General features: G+C 54.9%; 16 protein-coding genes and 4 pseudogenes. 12 read left to right on the forward strand and 8 right to left on the reverse strand.

Annotated features, from left to right (window positions below):
* Positions 1 to 187 precede the first annotated feature (187 nt).
* From dtpA to gstA, 5 genes and pseudogenes are all read left to right on the forward strand, one after another.
* On the forward strand, positions 188 to 1,708 hold the full coding sequence (dtpA, locus tag O1V66_RS09545; protein ID WP_045046630.1) for a dipeptide/tripeptide permease DtpA: 1,521 nt from the start codon (positions 188 to 190) through the stop codon (positions 1,706 to 1,708).
* Between the two features lie 236 nt (positions 1,709 to 1,944).
* Positions 1,945 to 3,145, forward strand: a pseudogene (gene fabV, locus O1V66_RS09550) (enoyl-ACP reductase FabV).
* 163 nt (positions 3,146 to 3,308) lie between these two features.
* Entirely contained in the window at positions 3,309 to 3,581 is a 273-nt protein-coding gene (locus tag O1V66_RS09555; RefSeq protein ID WP_045046628.1) for a hypothetical protein, read from the forward strand.
* Positions 3,582 to 3,804: 223 nt separating this feature from the next.
* Positions 3,805 to 4,672 (forward strand): annotated as a pseudogene (gene dapA / locus O1V66_RS09560) (4-hydroxy-tetrahydrodipicolinate synthase).
* A 69-nt stretch (positions 4,673 to 4,741) separates the two neighbouring features.
* Entirely contained in the window at positions 4,742 to 5,347 is a 606-nt protein-coding gene (gstA, locus tag O1V66_RS09565; RefSeq protein ID WP_045046626.1) for a glutathione transferase GstA, read from the forward strand.
* A 61-nt stretch (positions 5,348 to 5,408) separates the two neighbouring features.
* Here the strand turns inward: gstA and pdxY are convergent, their stop codons facing one another.
* The 5 genes and pseudogenes from pdxY to anmK all read right to left on the reverse strand — a co-directional run bounded on the left by pdxY (position 5,409) and on the right by anmK (position 10,183).
* Positions 5,409 to 6,269 carry a pyridoxal kinase PdxY gene (gene pdxY, locus O1V66_RS09570; protein ID WP_045046625.1) on the reverse strand — a complete coding sequence of 287 codons (861 nt, stop codon included), beginning with the start codon at positions 6,267 to 6,269 and terminating at the stop codon, positions 5,409 to 5,411.
* Positions 6,270 to 6,391: 122 nt separating this feature from the next.
* Entirely contained in the window at positions 6,392 to 7,666 is a 1,275-nt protein-coding gene (gene tyrS, locus O1V66_RS09575) for a tyrosine--tRNA ligase (protein ID WP_045046624.1), read from the reverse strand.
* A 232-nt stretch (positions 7,667 to 7,898) separates the two neighbouring features.
* Positions 7,899 to 8,576, reverse strand: a complete 678-nt coding sequence (pdxH, locus tag O1V66_RS09580) for a pyridoxamine 5'-phosphate oxidase (protein ID WP_045046623.1) — start codon at positions 8,574 to 8,576, stop codon at positions 7,899 to 7,901.
* 122 nt (positions 8,577 to 8,698) lie between these two features.
* Complete coding sequence (locus tag O1V66_RS09585) at positions 8,699 to 9,016, reverse strand: MliC family protein (protein ID WP_045046622.1); 318 nt, start codon at positions 9,014 to 9,016, stop codon at positions 8,699 to 8,701.
* 41 nt (positions 9,017 to 9,057) lie between these two features.
* Positions 9,058 to 10,183: pseudogene (anmK, locus tag O1V66_RS09590) on the reverse strand (anhydro-N-acetylmuramic acid kinase).
* A gap of 274 nt (positions 10,184 to 10,457) precedes the next feature.
* Here anmK and O1V66_RS09595 point away from each other — a divergent pair.
* Positions 10,458 to 10,931, forward strand: coding sequence for an outer membrane lipoprotein (locus O1V66_RS09595; RefSeq protein WP_045046620.1), 474 nt, complete (start codon positions 10,458 to 10,460; stop codon positions 10,929 to 10,931).
* A gap of 178 nt (positions 10,932 to 11,109) precedes the next feature.
* On the opposite strand, the gene slyA is transcribed toward O1V66_RS09595, so the two are convergent.
* The gene (gene slyA / locus O1V66_RS09600) at positions 11,110 to 11,544 is read right to left on the reverse strand and encodes a transcriptional regulator SlyA (protein ID WP_045046619.1); all 435 of its coding nucleotides are present in this window, start codon (positions 11,542 to 11,544) and stop codon (positions 11,110 to 11,112) included.
* A gap of 191 nt (positions 11,545 to 11,735) precedes the next feature.
* On the opposite strand from slyA, the gene O1V66_RS09605 reads away from it, so the two are divergent.
* The 3 genes and pseudogenes from O1V66_RS09605 to O1V66_RS09615 all read left to right on the forward strand — a co-directional run bounded on the left by O1V66_RS09605 (position 11,736) and on the right by O1V66_RS09615 (position 14,894).
* Positions 11,736 to 11,972 carry a DUF1656 domain-containing protein gene (locus O1V66_RS09605; RefSeq protein WP_072045049.1) on the forward strand — a complete coding sequence of 79 codons (237 nt, stop codon included), beginning with the start codon at positions 11,736 to 11,738 and terminating at the stop codon, positions 11,970 to 11,972.
* A gap of 3 nt (positions 11,973 to 11,975) precedes the next feature.
* Positions 11,976 to 12,833: an efflux RND transporter periplasmic adaptor subunit gene (locus O1V66_RS09610; protein WP_045046618.1), complete on the forward strand. Its 858-nt coding sequence runs from the start codon at positions 11,976 to 11,978 to the stop codon at positions 12,831 to 12,833.
* A gap of 9 nt (positions 12,834 to 12,842) precedes the next feature.
* A pseudogene (locus O1V66_RS09615) lies at positions 12,843 to 14,894 on the forward strand (FUSC family protein).
* 3 nt (positions 14,895 to 14,897) lie between these two features.
* Here the strand turns inward: O1V66_RS09615 and O1V66_RS09620 are convergent.
* Entirely contained in the window at positions 14,898 to 15,143 is a 246-nt protein-coding gene (locus O1V66_RS09620; RefSeq protein ID WP_045046881.1) for a DUF1289 domain-containing protein, read from the reverse strand.
* A 205-nt stretch (positions 15,144 to 15,348) separates the two neighbouring features.
* Here O1V66_RS09620 and nemA point away from each other — a divergent pair, with 205 nt between their 5' ends.
* The 3 genes from nemA (at position 15,349) to rnt (ending at position 17,773) form a co-directional block, all read left to right on the forward strand.
* Positions 15,349 to 16,440 carry an alkene reductase gene (nemA, locus tag O1V66_RS09625; RefSeq protein WP_045046616.1) on the forward strand — a complete coding sequence of 364 codons (1,092 nt, stop codon included), beginning with the start codon at positions 15,349 to 15,351 and terminating at the stop codon, positions 16,438 to 16,440.
* Between the two features lie 124 nt (positions 16,441 to 16,564).
* Positions 16,565 to 16,972 (forward strand): lactoylglutathione lyase, encoded by a 408-nt coding sequence (gene gloA, locus O1V66_RS09630; RefSeq protein ID WP_045046615.1) that lies wholly within the window; start codon positions 16,565 to 16,567, stop codon positions 16,970 to 16,972.
* Between the two features lie 123 nt (positions 16,973 to 17,095).
* Positions 17,096 to 17,773, forward strand: a complete 678-nt coding sequence (gene rnt, locus O1V66_RS09635; protein WP_045046614.1) for a ribonuclease T — start codon at positions 17,096 to 17,098, stop codon at positions 17,771 to 17,773.
* Between the two features lie 73 nt (positions 17,774 to 17,846).
* On the opposite strand, the gene O1V66_RS09640 is transcribed toward rnt, so the two are convergent.
* Positions 17,847 to 18,194: a Grx4 family monothiol glutaredoxin gene (locus O1V66_RS09640; RefSeq protein WP_045046613.1), complete on the reverse strand. Its 348-nt coding sequence runs from the start codon at positions 18,192 to 18,194 to the stop codon at positions 17,847 to 17,849.
* Positions 18,195 to 18,445: the final 251 nt, after the last annotated feature.

The following is an 18,445-nucleotide window of genomic DNA, read 5'->3' on the forward strand; positions in this document are numbered from 1 at the left end:
AATCGTATAGAGTTTAATCAGGCTGCCGAGGGCAATGGTAACAGAATATGTCAAAATACTTGTCTACCCCGCCAAGATAGGGAACATTACTCCCCGTAATACACCCTATAACTATGCTGAGAGCGCTTACCTGCGCTACTTATGTGCTGACCGTCCACGTGGCGGGAAGAAATAAATCGAGGTATTTGTGTCAAAAACAAACTCAACACCAACTCAGGAAGAAAGCGTCAGCATGAACGCCTTCAAACAGCCCCGGGCGTTCTACCTTATTTTTTCCATCGAATTATGGGAAAGATTTGGTTACTACGGCCTGCAGGGCATCATGGCGGTCTACCTGGTCAAAATGCTTGGCCTGAGCGAAGCCGATTCCATTACCCTGTTCTCCTCCTTTAGCGCACTGGTTTACGGCTTTGTAGCGATTGGCGGCTGGCTGGGTGATAAAGTCCTCGGCTCCAAACGCGTGATAGTACTTGGCGCGATAGTGCTGGCGCTGGGCTATGCGCAGGTAGCCTATTCGGGTCATGATATCTTCTGGGTTTACATGGGCATGGCGACGATTGCCGTCGGCAGCGGCCTGTTCAAGGCAAATCCCTCCTCTTTGCTTTCCACCTGCTACGCGAAAGATGATCCCCGTCTCGATGGCGCGTTCACCATGTATTACATGTCCGTGAACATTGGTTCCTTCTTCTCCATGCTGGCGACACCTTATCTGGCAGCAAAATTTGGCTGGGGCGTGGCGTTCTCGCTGAGCGTAGTCGGCATGCTGATTACGCTGGTCAACTTTATGTTCTGTCGCCGCTGGGTGAAAGATCACGGTTCAAAACCTGACTTCAAACCGGTGAACTACAGCAAGCTGCTGATGGTTGTCGTCGGCGTTGTGGCGCTGATTGCAGTGTCCAGCTTCCTGCTGCACAACCAGTCTATCGCCCGCTGGGCGCTGGCGGTGGTGTCTATCGGCATCATTATCGTCTTCGCCAAAGAGACTTTCGCCCTGAAGGACATCGCCCGTCGCAAGATGATCGTCGCCTTCCTGCTGATGCTGGAAGCTATCGTCTTCTTCGTGCTGTACAGCCAGATGCCGACCTCGCTGAACTTCTTTGCGATTCACAATGTAAACAATCACCTGCTGGGTATGGATTTCCAGCCTGAGCAGTATCAGGCGCTGAACCCGTTCTTTATCATGCTGGCCAGTCCGATTCTGGCAATGATTTATGCCCGCTTTGGCAAGAGCCTGCCGATGCCGCACAAGTTTGCGATTGGCATGGTGCTGTGTTCACTGGCGTTTCTGGTGCTGCCGTGGGGCGCAAGCCTTGCGAATGAAGCCGGTATCGTGTCGGTCAACTGGCTGGTGCTGAGCTATGCCCTGCAGAGTATTGGCGAGCTGATGATTTCGGGTCTGGGTCTGGCGATGGTTGCGCAGCTCGTGCCGCAGCGTCTGATGGGCTTCATCATGGGTTCATGGTATCTGACCACCGCCGCGGCCGCGATCATTGCCGGTAAAGTGGCTGCACTGACCGCTGTGCCTGGCAACATCAATGACGCACACGCTTCACTGGCGATTTACAGCCACGTGTTTATGCAGATTGGTGTCATTACCGGTGTCATTGCCCTGCTGATGCTGCTGACCGCGCCAAAACTGCACCGCATGACGCTGGACCGCGAAAGCGATGCGCCGCAGCCGGAAGCCAAACTGGCAACGCATTCCTGATTGGCACGCCTTCCCTGTCACAGCCGTTTTCGGATGGCAGGGAAGTAAACTGCGCGGCAATCCCCCGCCGCGCAGTCTCTTCAAATGGTCATTTCCTCGCCACCCACTCTGTTTTAACTCTCTAATTTCTCTATTAATTTCCACATTTCACCCCGAGTTAAAACGGGAGTGTTAAGCTTAGAGAGAAAATAAGGTAATATTACCGTCCATTAATAACCAACAAGATAAGCCTTGTCATGATTATCAAACCTAAAATTCGTGGATTTATCTGTACGACCACTCACCCAATCGGCTGTGAAGCCAACGTGCGTGAGCAAATTGCATACGTGAAAGCGCAAGGCAAACTGAAAGACGGGCCAAAACGCGTCCTGGTCATTGGTGCCTCCACAGGTTATGGGCTTGCCTCAAGAATTAATGCCGCCTTTGGTGCCGATGCGGCGACCATCGGGGTGTTCTTCGAGAAGCCGGGCAGCGAAAGCAAAACCGGTTCTGCTGGCTGGTACAACTCTGCCGCTTTTGACAAAGCCGCCAAAGAAGAAGGCTTGTACTCCAAGAGCATCAACGGCGATGCATTCTCCAACGAATGCCGCGACACCGTTATCAAGCTTATCAAAGAAGATCTGGGTCAGATTGATCTCGTGGTCTACTCGCTGGCCTCTCCGGTGCGTAAACTGCCTGACTCCGGCGAGCTGGTCCGGTTCTGCGCTGAAACCTATCGGCGAACCGTACGAATCCACGGCGCTTGACACCAACAAAGACAAACTGGTTACCGCGGTAGTCGAGCCTGCCAACGAGCAGGAAATCGCCGATACCGTTCAGGTGATGGGCGGACAGGACTGGGAACTGTGGATGAACGCGCTGGAAGACGCAGGCGTACTGGCCGACAACGCCAAGTCCGTGGCCTACTCCTACATCGGTACCGAGCTGACCTGGCCTATCTACTGGCACGGAACGCTGGGCAAGGCGAAAGAAGACCTTGACCGCGCGGCGCAGGCAATCGACAGCAAGCTGAAAGCCAAGGGCGGTTCTGCCAACGTTGCCGTACTGAAATCCGTGGTGACTCAGGCTTCTGCCGCTATTCCGGTCATGCCACTGTATATCTCCATCGCTTTCAAAATCATGAAAGAACAGGGTATTCACGAAGGCACCATCGAGCAGATCCAGCGTCTGTTCGCGACCAAGCTTTACAACAATTCCGTGCCGGATACCGACGAGAAAAACCGTCTGCGTCTGGACGACTGGGAACTGCGCGATGAAGTGCAGAAAACCTGTGGCGTTATCTGGTCTCAGCTCAACGATGACAACATCTATGAACTGACCGATTATCAAGGCTACAAGGACGAGTTCCTGCGTCTGTTCGGCTTTGGTCTGAAAGGCGTTGATTACGATGCCGATGTCTCTGCCGAAGCCAAATTCGACGTGATCGAACTGGTCTAGGCGATTTTCCGGCACAACCGGTAATCCACAGACAGCAAAAAGGGGAGCGCTTGCGTTCCCCTTTTCACATTTTGACAAAAAATGCGGATAATTTTCAAAACGGCCCACTCTTTGCTTAACGGTTTTGTTATATTGAAACCCGACGCTCACCAGGAAGGCCATTATGGAAAAGAGAAAAGTCCTGGATGAAGGACGCCAACTCAAAAGGCTCAACGCCGAAACCCGCAAACTCTCTCACGTACACAAATGGTTCGCCATTGTGGCGCTGCTGGATTGCCTGCTGGTCTATTTTTACGACCGCGACATGCGCAATATCGTCTTTTCAGGCGGGATCTGCATCGTCTGTACCTATCTCTGGCTTCATGGCCGCCACAAATCCCGCGCCTATCGTCGTGAATATCGCGAAAAGTATGCGCCACCACCGCCGCAAAAGTAATCGCCGCCTCCCCTTCAGACCTGAAAATCCTTCCAGACTGACTCGGCTACCGCGCCTCATTAGCCGCACAAATAATGCCAGCGGGCTTATTAAATCATTCCATTAGCCGTCACAAGGTTTTTAACGCAGACTGTTTGCCAGCGAATAAAAGCGAAAACTAGCGGTTTCAACGGCCTCTTCCTCTGCACTCTTTTGGATGACCTCTGCGTCATGCGTGTGAATTATGTCTACATTTTCCGGTATTTGGGTTCCCCTCGTTACCCCTTTCAATCAGGGTGAAATTGATTTTGCGGCGCTGGATGCGCTTTGTGATTACGTGATGAATCAGGGCGTCGATGGCGTCGTGGTCTGCGGGACTACCGGCGAAGCGCCGATGCTCTCCAAGGAAGAACAACTGCAAGTGCTCGACGCCGTGCTGGCCAAAGTGCCGGGCGAAAAAGTGATGATGGGCCTTTCAGGTACCCATATGCCGACCGTAGTTGCGATGCAGAAACGCCATTTGCCAGCGTCCGATTGCCGGTATTCTCCTGCCTGCGCCCTATTACATTCGCCCCTCGCAGGCGGCGCTGGAAGTGTGGTTTACCGAACTGGCCGACAATTCGGCGGTGCCGATTGTGGTGTACAACGTGCCGTATCGCAGCGGTATTCACCTCGAACTTGCCACCTTGCGCCGTCTGGCAAAACATCCTCGCATCGTGGCCGTCAAGGACTGTGGCGGGGACAGCGACCTGACCTACAGCCTGATTGCCGATGGCGAGCTTGATATCATGTCGGGGGAAGACGGGCAGATTCTGTCTACCCTGTGCATGGGCGGCACGGGCGCCATTACCGCGTCGGCCCATCTCTTCCCTGCGCAATTCGTGCAACTGGTCAAACAGGTTGCAGCCGGTGATCTCGCGGCCGCACGCGCCAATTTTTATCGGCTGATGCCGATGATTCGCCTGATGTTCTCGGCACCTAATCCAGCGGCCATCAAGTATGCGCTGTCTCTGGACGGGCTGATGAAAAATGAAGTCCGTGCGCCGCTTTTGCCTGCGCCGGTTGAGGTCGAGCAGGCCATTGCCGATTATCTCAACACGGTAAGCAGATAGCGTATAATGTGAACAGCCCTATTCTTTTATATACGGTCCCGACGTGCCCACCCATCAGACGGAGGTTATATGAAACTTTATTACAAAGCAGGTGCCTGTTCACTCTCTCCCCATATCGTTCTGCGTGAAGCCGATTTGGACTTCACGCTGACCGCCGTCGATCTCTCCAGCAAGAAAACCGAGCTGGATGAAGACTATCTGCATATCAATCCCAAAGGTCAGGTTCCCGCGTTGGTGCTTGACGACGGCACCTTACTGACCGAAGGGCCGGTAATTGTGCAATACATTGCCGATCAAAAGCCCGATCGCCAACTGCTGCCCGCCGCAGGCACGCTGGCGCGCTATCACGCGCTGGAGTGGTTGAACTATATCGGCACCGAACTTCACCGCAGCCTGAGTCTGCTGTTTAACTCGAAAACGCCCGACGACTTCAAAACCCTGACTCGCGAGGGGCTGATGCGTAAATTCACCTACGTGAATGCCTCGCTGGAAGATAAACATTTTCTGCTCGGCAGCCGTTTCAGCGTCGCCGATGCCTACCTGTTTACCATGCTGAGCTGGGCTAAAATCCTCAAGTTCGACTTGTCGGGATTGCAAACACTGGAAGAGTACAAGGCGCGTGTCGCGGCTCGACCGGCGGTCGATGCGGCGCTGACGGCGGAAGGATTAAAGTAGAACGTTAAATAAAAAAACGGCTCGCTTCTGTAACAGGAAGCGAGCCGTTTTTGTTTGCGGCTTACAGTTTGACGGCCGGGAAGTGCTGGGTCGGCGTCACAATCTTGTCTTGTGCGGCCACAACTTGAAGCTCGTATTCGCCCATCGAATGGGTGGTGAGCATCACATCGTAAACCGCCGCCGTGACATGCTCCAGCGCTTTGTCCAGCGCCACGCCCTTCAGCAGATCCACCAGCAGCAGGCCGCTGGTCAAGTCGCCCACGCCAACCGGCTGACGCACACCGAAATCGACCAGTGGACGATGAATATGCCAGGCTTCGTCGGCGGTCACCAGCAGCATCTCGAAACGATCGCTGTGATAACCCGCGCGGCTCAGGTGCTTGATCAGCACGATTTTCGGCCCTTTGGCGATAAGCTCGCGTGCGGCAATCACGGACTCTTCTACATTGCTGACCGTGTGACCCGACAGCATTTCCAGCTCGAGCAGGTTCGGCGCAATGATGTCACAGGCGATCAACGCCTGCTTGCAGTGGAATTCCGCCACGCCGGGCGCGACGATACAGCCTTTCTCGGGATGCCCCATGACCGGGTCACAAAAATACCAGGCATCGGGATTGGCGGCCTTCACCTGACTGACGATTTGCAGGATGTGTTCGCCCTGCTCCGCCGAGCCGATATAACCGCTCAGTACCGCGTCACAGTCTTTCAGGCGGTTAATTTCGGCGATACCGCGGGCGATATCGGTCAAATGGCTGGCCGGCATGACGCAACCGGTCCAGTGACCGTATTGCGTATGATTGGAAAACTGGACGGTGTTCAGCGGCCAAACGTTTGCGCCCATGCGGCGCATCGGAAATTCGGCGGCGCTGTTGCCCGCGTGACCAAAAACGGTGTGGGATTGAATCGAGAGAATATTTTTCATGCTAGGTCCGATGGCGACGTCATCCACAAGATGGCGCAACGGGTAAGATGAGAAAGCCGACGAAACACGGTGTATTTCGTCGGCGGTTCAGTCGCGAGTGGAACGTTAATTCCAGACTGTCGTTATTTCCAGACGATCAGGCTGTAGTTTTTCTTGCCGCGACGCAGCAGCGTGAAGCGGTCGAACAGACGGTCTTCGGCGCTGAAGGTAAACTCGGGATCGCCCTGCTTTTCGCCATTCACCATGACGGCGTTTGACGAAATTGCGGTACGCGCGCGGCCACGGGAAGGCTCCAGCTCGGCGGTTACCAGCGCATGTTGCAGGTCGGCACCGTCTTCAAGCTCCACAGACGGCATGCCGTCTTGCGCCAGTTGCGCCAGGTCGGCTTCCGTCATGTCGTTCACCGAACCCGAGAACAGGCTTGCGGTAATGCGACGCGCCGCCGCCAGACCTTCTTCGCCATGAACCATGCCGGTGACCAGTTCGGCCAGCACGTACTGCGCGCGCGGGGCCTTGCCGCTGTTCTTGTCTTCTTCTTCCAGCGCATTGATGTCTTCGATGTCCATGAAGGTGAAGAATTTCAGGAAGCGGTAGACGTCGGCATCGGCGGTGTTTATCCAGAACTGGTAGAACTTGTAAGGACTGGTTTTCTTGGGATCCAGCCATACCGCGCCGCCTTCGGTTTTACCGAATTTGGTGCCGTCTGACTTGGTTATCAGGGGAACGGTCAGGCCGAATACCTGCTGCTGATGCATACGACGGGTCAAATCGATACCGGAGGTGATGTTACCCCACTGATCGGAACCGCCGATTTGCAGCTCGACCTTGTGCAGGTCGTACAGTGACGCGAAATCGTAGCCCTGCAACAGGTTATAGGAGAATTCGGTAAACGAGATGCCGCTGTCGTCGCGATTCAGACGCTGCTTGACCGCTTCCTTGTTAATCATCTGGTTCACGGAGAAGTGCTTGCCGATGTCACGCAGGAAGGTCAGCACATTCATGCCGCCGAACCAGTCGTAGTTGTTGGCGGTAATGGCACTGCTCTCGCCACAGTTGAAATCCAGGAATGGCGATACCTGATTGCGGATTTTTTCGACCCACTCGTTGACGGTATCGTTGGTGTTCAGCTTGCGCTCGGTCGCCTTGAAGCTTGGATCGCCGATAAGACCGGTCGCGCCGCCTACCAGGGCAACCGGCTTGTGACCTTCCAGCTGGAAGCGTTTCAGGCACAGCAAAGGCACCAGATGGCCCAAATGCAGGCTATCGGCGGTAGGATCGAAACCGCAATAGAGTGCAATTGGCCCTTGCGCCAGTCGCTCTGCTAACGCTTTTTCGTCCGTTACCTGGGCGATAAGCCCCCGCTCCTGCAATTGTTGAATCAAGTTGCTGCTTGCCATCAAAAACTCCATCAATTCTGGAAAATCGTTTATTGGGATAATTTATGCATAAACGTTTATGCAAAACAGCGTGTCGACACCCTCGTCCACACGCTTGTGCCTTTACGCATTCATAAAAGACAGGGATGCAAAAAAAGAACAGCCGGAGATTGCACGGCCCATAGATTTGCAAGGCCTATAGAATAAAGCGCCCGCGAGGCGAGCGCTAGGTTTTCAGACAACTTTTAGCAGCTTAAGGCGCGAGACGGTCTATTTTCCAGCCAGTTGTCGTTCCATTTGCATCGCTACTGCGCTCGCGCTCATAAATGAAGCGGTCGTGGAGACGATGTTCGCCGCCCTGCCAGAACTCCATCGAGTCAAACTTGACGCGGAACCCACCCCAGAAGCTCGGCAGCGGCACTTCGCCCTGACTGAACTTCTGCTTGAGCTCGAGGAATTTGCTTTCAAGCACACCGCGCGCCGAGATGCGGCTTGACTGCTGCGACACCCAGGCGCCGATTTGGCTGTCTTTCGGGCGGCTGGTGAAATACTTCATGACGTCGAGCGTGGGCAGACGTTCGGCCTGACCGAGCACAATGACCTGCCTGTCCAGCATATGCCACGGGAACAGCAGGCTGATGCGCGGATTATGCGCCAGCTGCTGCGCCTTGCGACTGCCGAGATTGGTAAAGAACACCATGCCCTGTTCGTCATAGTGTTTGAGCAACACGATACGCTGGAAAGGCTGGCCGTTTTCATCGACGGTCGCCACGCACATGGCGGTCGGGTCGGGCAGTTTGGCTTCACACGCCTGTTTCAGCCATTGCTCGAACAGCGGCAGAGGCGTATCGGACAAATCCTTGCGGCGCAGGCCGCCCCGAATATATTCACGTCGCAAATCTGCGACATCAAACTGATTCTTTTCAGACATATAGAGTCATCACGCGTTAATAAAGGATAAAGTCATTCTGCTCTCAAGCGAGAACGATGACAATGATCTCACTGCCGTTAAATGTCAGAACGAGCCATTAAATTCGCGCGTCCATCGGGCGATTAGTGCAGTTCACAGTCATCGATTATCACATCGTCACCGCGCTGAACCCGCGCCGCATTGCCTTTCGACCAGAATGTGTAATGCCCGTCGCTGTAGCGTGTTCCGGATGCGGCCTCAACCTGTGGCAGCGTCAGCTGGACGCCGTCCAGAATCATGCTGACCTTCTGCGCGGATTTATCGAGATTGACGGTCAGCGGCGTCGTGCCGCACTGATAATGCAGCGGTTCCACGGTGTTTTTCTGCTCGGCCGAGTGAGGGTGAAGCAGGCTACAGCCTGACAGCGTCAGAGCGCTCAGAACAAGAACGGCTTTTTTCATTGTTATCTCCATAACGTTGGGCTGGGTTTCGAAAGCGTCGCCTAGGGGCGTTGCGCGTTTGAGAAAACCGGATAAATCGCACCGAGCACGGTTTCGCGGCTGGCACCGGTGACCGACGGCAGATTGCCGGGTTGACCCGACAGGGTACGAAACGCCAGCCAGGCAAACGCCAGCGCTTCCATGTCGTCGCCGCTGACGCCAAAGGCATCCGTCGGGCTGACTTCGGTGCCGGCAAGCAGTGCCGACAGTCTCGCCATCACCAGCGGATTGCGCGCCCCGCCGCCACAGACCAGCAGGCGATCGCAGCCTCCGGCCAGCTGAACCTGCTCCGCAATGCTGGCAGCGGTCAGTTCGGTCAGCGTGGCCTGCACGTCCTGCGGCGAAAGCGCTGCAAACGGCGCGAGCTGGCGTTTAAGCCAGTCTTTATTGAAATACTCGCGGCCGGTGCTTTTCGGCGCAGGCTCGGCAAAATAGGGATCTGCCAGCATCTGCTGCAACAACCCGAGATGAACCTGCCCCTGACAGGCCCATTCGGCATTTTTATCGTAGGGCAGGTCCAGATGCTCGCTTATCCAGCCGTCCATCAACATGTTACCCGGCCCGGTATCGAATCCGCGCACCGGCTGGTTTGGCAGCAGCAGCGACAGATTGGCGATACCGCCGATATTGAGGATCATGCGCCGCTCGACGGGATGCGCCAGCAGCGCCTGATGAAACGCAGGCACCAGCGGCGCGCCCTGCCCGCCCCACGCCATGTCGCGGCGGCGGAAATCGCCAATGGTGGTGATGCCGGTCGACGCGGCGAGGCGATTGTTGTCACCAAGCTGCATCGAAAACGGCGTGTCGCCCCTGGGCTGATGCCACACGGTCTGGCCGTGGCAGCCTATCGCCGTCACCTCTTCGGCTTCGATACCGGCCTTGCTCAACAGGCCGTTTACCGCCTCGGCGAACAGATTGCCCAGCCGCGCGTCCAGTTCGCCGACCTGCGCCAGCGTTACCGCCTGCCCCTGACACATGCCGAGAACCGGCCTGCTTGATATCCGCCGGAATGGGATGCAGATAGCTCGCCTGCTGCGCGACCATTCTTTCATCTATCGCGGCCAGCACTACGTCGACACCGTCTAGACTGGTGCCCGACATCACGCCGATATAACGGCCCGATTTCATCGATAACATCTTTAACTCCCGCGAAAAAATCCATATAGGCTAGAGGGTAATGGAACAGACTGTCAGAAAGAAATGATTTAGACAGGTTAATTTTCTGATAATCTCGCAAAATTAAATCAACGTTTATTCTTAGTTGATAGGCGGGTCGATATGATGGTTACAGGTTTGAGCTATCATAGTAGCTGACAGGTTCCACAGTGATGTTGAACTGTGTCCCGATTTCAAACGTCGAAGGCGGTATCGCGTTGGCGTGTAAATAAACAGGAGCTTTTTTATGATCAAGCGTATTTTCATCGTTGCTCTGGTCGGGTCGACCCTTGCAGGCTGCGTGAGCGACAACACTCTCTCGGGCAACGTCTACTCTGCCTCGCAGGCGAAACAAATCCAGAACGTCACCTACGGTACACTGGTTTCAGTACGTCCGGTTCAGATTCAGGGCGGCGACGAGAACAACGTTATCGGGGCAATCGGTGGTGCGGTACTGGGTGGCTTCCTGGGTAACACCCTGGGCGGCGGTGCGGGTCGCAGCCTCGCGACGGCCGGTGGCGCTGTCGCCGGTGGTCTTGCCGGTCAGGGCGTGTCCAGCGCCCTTAACCGTTCAAACGGTGTCGAATTGCAGATTCGCAAAGACGACGGCAACACCATCATGGTGGTGCAGAAAGCCGACAGCAACACCAAGTACTACGTCGGCCAGCGCGTGAGCATGGCCAGCAGCGGCAGCAGCATTACCGTCTCGCCTAGCGTGTAATCCCCGCGTTTCCTTCGGCCTGCCCGTTTGCGCAGGCAAAAAAAATCGGAATCCTGACAACAGGGTTCCGATTTGTTTTGTGGTCTGTCACGTCTCGCCTGGTTCACATTCAAAAGGCCATGCCAAGGCAGGGGCCAATAAGTGCCGCAATGTCAATCAGTTAATTACGCTGCGATCGTTATGATTTGTTCTGCAGTGCAGCGATGTTTTTTTCCAGTCTGGCCAGCATGTCGAGCAACAGCTTGATGTCGGTCGAGGAGATCCCTGAGAGGATTTCCTGACGGGTATCGTCAATGACGGTTTCCATCTGGTTGATGATAGGCGCCGCTTCTTCCGTCAGTTTGATGCGCTTCGCACGACGATCGCTGGCGCAGGTCTGCCGGGTAATCAAGTTTTTCTCTTCCAGCTGATCCAGCGTTCGCACAAGCGAGGGCTGTTCGATGCCAATCGCCTTCGCCAACTGAATCTGAGACTGTTCAGGCGGCAGAATATTGATGTTATGCAACGTCACCCAGTGAGTTTGCGTCAGTTGTAACGGCTTGAGCCGTTCGTCGATCAATGCGCGCCAGACGCGAACTAAACGTGCGAGATCTGAGCCGAGGTTCGATTCCAATGCACCCTCCTTATAATTAGCATGCTAAGATAACTCCCCAGAGTTTAGCTTAGTTCTCGAGCTTTTAATCGTAAAATTACACTTAAACCTGTAACGCCTTATACAATTAATCCGAGACTTGTGCCCCAAATGCAAAAACGCATTCGAAATGCCGGTTATTTATAACACAACCCGATGCAGAGATTAATATTGTGATTGCCCAAATGTTCCATTCCGGCCCTTTTCTTCCCGATCTTGTGCTGGGTGCTTCCCTCTATTTCCCTCCAATCTTCAAAGCTTTTTTACTTGGACTCTTTATTTGGCTGTTAATTCATCACCTATTACGCGACTGGATCTATTCCGGTGAAATCTGGCACCCGACCTTGATGGATTTATCCTTATTTGTCATATCGATATGTGCTGCGCTGTTTTTGATTGTGAATGAGTAAAAAATGAAATTCAAAACACTTAAATATTTTTCAACCATCGCAGTCGTTGCCGTAGCCTTATGTGCAGGCTGGTGGATGTGGAATTATTACATGCAGTCTCCGTGGACCCGCGATGGCAAAGTGCGGGCCGAACTGGTTGATATCACGCCGGAGGTTTCGGGCCGGATTACCGATATTACCGTTCACGACAATCAGTATGTTCATGCCGGGGAGGTGCTGTTTACCCTGGATGCCGTGCCTTTCCAGATTGCGGTCGATAATGCCCAGGCATCCGTCGACAAGGCGCAGGCCGATTTGGACAAGGCCAACCACGAGGCGCAGCGCCGACAAAAGCTGGGTCGCGACGTGATTTCCACCGAATCGCTGGACCAGTCCGTTCTGGAAGCCAAGTCGATGAAGGCCACGCTTGAAGCGTCAAAAGCCACGCTCGAACAGGCGCGCTGGAATCTGAGCAAGACCAAAATTGTCGCCCCGACAGACGGTTACATCACGAATTTACAGGCGCGCAAGGGTAACTATGCTTCAAGCGGAACGCCGTTGGTGGCACTGGTCGATGCGCATTCATTCTATGTTCTAGGTTATTTCGAAGAGACCAAACTCAAGCATATTCAGGTCGGCAACGCCGCGGATATTGTCCTGTACGACGGCAATGTGCCGCTCAAGGGTCAGGTCGAAAGTGTAGGACGGGCCATCTACGACCAGAGCGTCGAGAGTTCCACCGGCCTGCTGCTGGACGTCAAGCCGAATGTGCCGTGGGTCAGACTGGCGCAGCGCGTGCCCGTGAGGATCCGCATTACCAACCTGCCGGCCAGTCTGGTGCTGGTCGCCGGCACCACCTGCACGATTTCCATCCATTATTAAGGGCGTGGCGTGAATATTTCGTGGCTGGAATGGAAAAACACGCTGTGGGGAAAATCCACGGCCGGGCAGTGGCGTTACGCGATGCGCAATGCGATTGCCATGTGCCTGGCGCTGTGGATTGCCTTTGTGCTCGAACTGGACGAACCCTACTGGGCGCTGACCTCGGCGGCGGTGGTCAGTTTCCCGACCGTCGGCGGGGTTATCAGTAAAAGTATCGGCCGCGTGTTTGGCAGTTTGCTGGGGGCTTCTGCCGCCGTGCTGATTGCAGGACACAGCCTCAACGACCCGTGGCTGTTTACCTTTGCGATTGCCGCCTGGCTTGGCGTCTGTACCTACGTCTCCAACCTCTACCAGAACAACGTTTCCTACGCCTTTGCGCTGGCGGGGTATACGGCGGCGATTATTGCCTTCTCGACGGTCGATGTTACCGATACCGCCACCATTTTCGATATCGCGCAGGCCCGTGTCTGCGAGGTGATAACCGGCATTCTGTGCGGGGCCTTCATGATGATGGTGCTGCCGAGCACCTCCGATGGCGATGCCCTGCTGACCTCGCTGCGCAAGATGCACACGCAGTTGCTGGAACATGCGCAACTGCTGTGGCGCAGCGAGGTGACGCAGCAGATTCGCGTGTCGCACGAAGGGGTAATCAATCAGATTCTGACCCTGAACCTGCTGCGGATTCAGGCGTTTCTGGAGTCATTATCGCCTGCGACAGCAAAACAACGTGCTGAACTATTTGCTGCACCAGCAACTGCGGCTGACCAGTTATATCTCCAGCCTGCGGCGGATGATGCTCAACTGGCCGTCGCAACCCGACAATCTTGCGCCGCTGCTGACCGCCCTGCTCGAGCAGTTGCGCGACCCCGAAACCAACAAGTATCAGCTGGCACAGACGCTGTACAAATTGAAATCACCCGATCCTGCCGATTATCGTCATCATGCTTTCTGGCTGAGATTGCGCGATTTCTGCTGGCTGTATCTGCGTACGGAACGGCTGCTGCAACGCGTAGAAAATGCCAATCTCGTGGCCGTCGAACAGTTGCAGGCGCCGAAAGTCAGTCGCCTGACGCGTCACGCGGACACTTACGAAGCCGCCTACAGCGGGATAAGAACATTTTTGTGTATCGTCCTCGCCTGCGCCTACTGGATTGATACGCAGTGGGATTCAGGTGCCGCCGGCGTGACGCTGGCAGCTATCGGCTGCGTGCTTTACTCTTCCACCGCCTCGCCCATCAACAGCATTACCCTGCTGACCAAATCACTGATTTTTCTGTTTATCGGCTGCTTTGTCATCAAGTTTGGCCTGATGGTACAAATCAACGATTTCTGGTTGTTCTGCGCCTTTCTGCTGCCCCTGCTCGCCAGTATGCAGCTGTGCAAACTGCGATATAAACGCTACGCCGCGCTGTGGGGGCAACTCATCGTGTTTGGCGGTTCTTTTCTGGCCGTGACCAATCCGCCGACCTACGATTATCAATCTTTTATCAATGACGGACTGGCGAAAATCGCAGGCGTGATGCTGGCGGGGCTGTTCTTTCAGGTCCTGCGGCCCAGCTCCGACAGCCGCAAGAGCCGTCGTCTCATTCGCGCGCTGCGGCGAGATTTTATCGATCAGCTCAGCCGTCGCCCCCAGCTTTCGCATCATCAGTTCGAGTCACTGATTTACTACCGCGTAAACCAGCTCAATCAGAGCAAGGATCAGGTTTCGCGCACCTGGCTGCTGCGCTGGGGGTGGTGCTGCTGAACTGTAGCCACATTGTCTGGCAACTGCGCGATTGGGAGTCGCGGTCCAATCCGCTGGCCAAGGTGCGGGATGTCTGCATTCACTGCCTGAAGGGGATCATGACTGAACGCGGCGTAAGCCATCCGAAACTGGATGCCAGCCTGCTGGAATTGCAGCGCATCAGTGAAGCGCTGTCGCGGCACCCTGATGCATCGGCGCGCGAATTGGCGGGGGTTATCTGGCGACTTTATTGTTCGCTGTCGCAGTTGCAATCGGCCATCAACATTGAAGACGTCGCGGCCAGCACGCCGAACGCGGCCGCCAAACCTGCGTAAGGCTTAAAACAGCGAAGGCTGTTCGGGACCGGGGTCATCCGCTGGTTTCTCCGCACGCCTGAGGCGCAGCAGACGCTGATGACAAAGGTGAAGCACATGCCGTTTTTCGTCGTTACTCATTGTGTTCCAGTCAAAGCGCTCCTGTCGACTGCGAAAACAGCCGCGGCAATATCCTCTCGGGCCCAGTTCGCAGACATTGCGGCACGGGCTTGGGACCGGAATATCAAAAAATTCGAGTTGCTGAGCCAAATAGCCTCCGCGATGAGGTGCCAATAGGTGAACACTGCCCTTTCCTGCTTATATTTTAGACCATAGCTAAGCAAAACCTGCGGTTCAACGTAGCAATATGAGCGGTGGACGGCCTCCCCACATTGACCCAGACCGATCGGTCTATTACCGTAAATACAGGTTTTATCGAACGACCTGTCTATTTAATTCAAGGAAATTTCACGCTATGTCGACACTCTTTACCCCAATTACCGTGGGTCACAAGACCTTGCCAAATCGCGTCTTCATGGCGCCGCTGACGCGTCTGCGCAGCATTGAGCCGGGCGATATCCCGACTCCGCTGATGGGCGAATATTACGCGCAGCGCCATAGCTCCGGCCTGCTTATCACCGAAGCGACGCAGATCTCCTTCCAGGCAAAAGGCTACGCCGGTGCGCCGGGCCTGCATACGCCGGAGCAAATTGCGGCCTGGAAGAAAATTGTGGCGGGCGTGCACGCAAAGGAAGGCCACATCGCCGTACAGCTATGGCACGTTGGCCGTATCTCGCACACCAGCCTGCAACCGGACAATCAGCCACCGGTCGCGCCTTCGGCAATAGCAGCCGGAACCCGTACCAGCCTGCGCGATGCACAGGGCAATCCGGTGCGTGAAGAGTGTTCAACGCCGCGTGCGCTGGAAACCGCTGAAGTCGCGGGTATTGTGAACGATTTCCGTCAGGCGGCCGCGAATTCCCGTGAAGCAGGTTTCGATTATATCGAGCTGCATGCCGCGCACGGCTATCTGTTGCACCAGTTCCTGTCTCCGGCTTCCAACCTGCGTGAAGACCAGTACGGCGGCAGCATTGAAAACCGTTCGCGCCTGACGCTGGAAGTGGTGGACGCCGCCATCGCCGAAATCGGTGCCGATCGCGTGGGTATTCGTATATCGCCGCTGGGTCCGTTCAACGGTCTGGACAACGGCGAAGACCAGGAAGCCGCCGCACTGTATCTTCTCGACGAGCTGAACACCCGAAAGCTTGCGTATCTGCATATTTCCGAGCCTGACTGGGCGGGTGGCAAGCCGTATGAAGAGGCGTTTCGCAAGCAGATCCGCGAACACTACAAGGGGGTTATCGTCGCGGCAGGTGCCTACAGCGCCGAGAAGGCACAGGAACTTCTCGATAAAGGCTATATCGACGCCGTCGCCTTTGGCCGCAGCTATATTGCCAACCCGGATCTGGTCGAGCGTTTGAAAAGCCATGCGCCATTGAACGAACCGCAGCCGGAAACCTTCTACGGCGGCGGCGCGGAAGGCTATACGGACTATCCGACCCTGTAAATTCAGGTCGTTATTCGTAAGCCAGGTGCTTATAGACTGCGCAGTCGGGCGTGCTGTTACAGACAAAGCAGCCTCATTGCGCTAGTCTAGTATTAATAGAATTAAACTGGAATCAGAGGAAATTATGCGTTTACTTCATACCATGATCCGCGTTGGCGACATGCAGCGTGCCGTCAAATTTTACACCGAAGTGCTGGGCATGCGTGTACTTCGCACCAGCCAGAACAAAGAATACAAATATGATCTGACCTTCGTGGGTTACGAAGACGAGAGCAAAGGTGCAGTTATCGAGCTGACTTACAACTACGGCGTTGACAGCTATGACCACGGCACCGCGTTTGGTCACCTGGCGCTGGGCGTGGATGACGTCGCGCAAACCTGCGAAGACATTCGCAAGGCAGGCGGCAGCGTCGTACGTGAAGCGGGTCCGGTAAAAGGTGGTTCAACCATTATCGCTTTCGTCGAAGATCCGGATGGCTACAAAATCGAACTGATTCAGTCCGAACACGTCGGTCACGGTCTGGGCAACTAAGCGCCTGACCGCATGACTTAAGGGCGCATATCCTGCGCCCTTTCTTCATTTTGCACTCCTTCCTGCATCTGGCCTGAAATTTTGCCATAATGCGCGCTGAATTCGTTTAATGAAAAGATACCAATGGCTGACAAAAGTGACGTTAACGCCCTGAAAGGTCGTTTCCGCGGGTTTTATCCTGTGGTAATAGATGTAGAAACCGCCGGGTTTAATGCCCAGACTGATGCCCTGCTCGAGATAGCCGCCGTCACGTTGAAAATGGACGAAGATGGCTGGCTGCAAAACGATGAAACGCTGCATTTCCACGTCGAGCCGTTCGAAGGGTCGATACTGCATCCTGAAGCGCTGGCCTTCAATGGCATCGATCCGACCAATCCGCTGCGCGGTGCCGTGAGCGAATACGATGCGCTGCATGCGATTTTCAAGGCCATTCGCAAGGGCATGAAGGAGCAGGACTGCAACCGCGCGATTATCGTGGCGCACAATGCCAACTTCGACCACAGCTTCCTGATGGCCGCTGCCGAACGCGCGGGCCTCAAGCGCAACCCTTTCCATCCGTTTGCAACCTTTGACACCGCCGCGTTGAGTGGCCTGGTGCTGGGGCAGACCGTGCTGGCAAAAGCCTGCATAGCGGCGGGTATGACATTTGACAGTTCACAGGCACACTCGGCGCTGTATGACACCGAGCAGACGGCGCACCTGTTCTGCGAGCTGGTCAACCGCTGGAAACGTCTGGGCGGCTGGCCATTGCCTCTTCCCGTGGAAGAGCGCGAAGACGCCGACAACCTGCACGAAAAGTAACGCTTTTCGCGAAATCGAGACATAAAAAAAGAGCGGCTTTCAAGGGCCGCTCTTTTTTATGGAAGAAAACCGCTTATTCCGGCTGTTCTTCCTGAGATTTATGCTTCTCTGCCGTTTCTTTGATCAACTGCTGCAGTTCGCCGCGCTGATACATTTCAATGACGATGTCACAGCCGCCGACCAGTTCGCCGTCAACCCACAGCTGCGGGAAGGTTGGCCAGTTGGCGAATTTAGGCATTTCTGCGCGGATATCCGGGTTTTGCAGGATATCGACGTAGGCGAAACGCTCACCGCAGGCCGACAGCGCCTGAACGGCCTGAGCAGAGAAACCGCAGCTTGGCAGTTTCGGAGAGCCTTTCATGTAGAGCAGGATCGGGTTCTCGGAAATCTGCTGTTGAATTTTTTCAATGGTAGTGGTCATTTTCTTGCTTCCTCAAGCCATTATTTGGCTGTCACGGTCATTACTCAATTCAGGGAAAAACCAGATCAACTGTCTGCCATTGTAACGATGGCAGGCCACGGATAAAAACGCCATTTTTTGTAGGGTCTTTAGCGCGTAAGTTAATGCATCACGGTAATGTCGGTGATAGTATCCCTGATTGCCAAAACAGTGCAAAAATAAAGATTCATATAGAATAACATTTTTATTCTGTGACTTTAACCCAAAGGATC

The organism is Rouxiella chamberiensis, from assembly GCF_026967475.1.
Taxonomy (GTDB): domain Bacteria; phylum Pseudomonadota; class Gammaproteobacteria; order Enterobacterales; family Enterobacteriaceae; genus Rouxiella; species Rouxiella chamberiensis.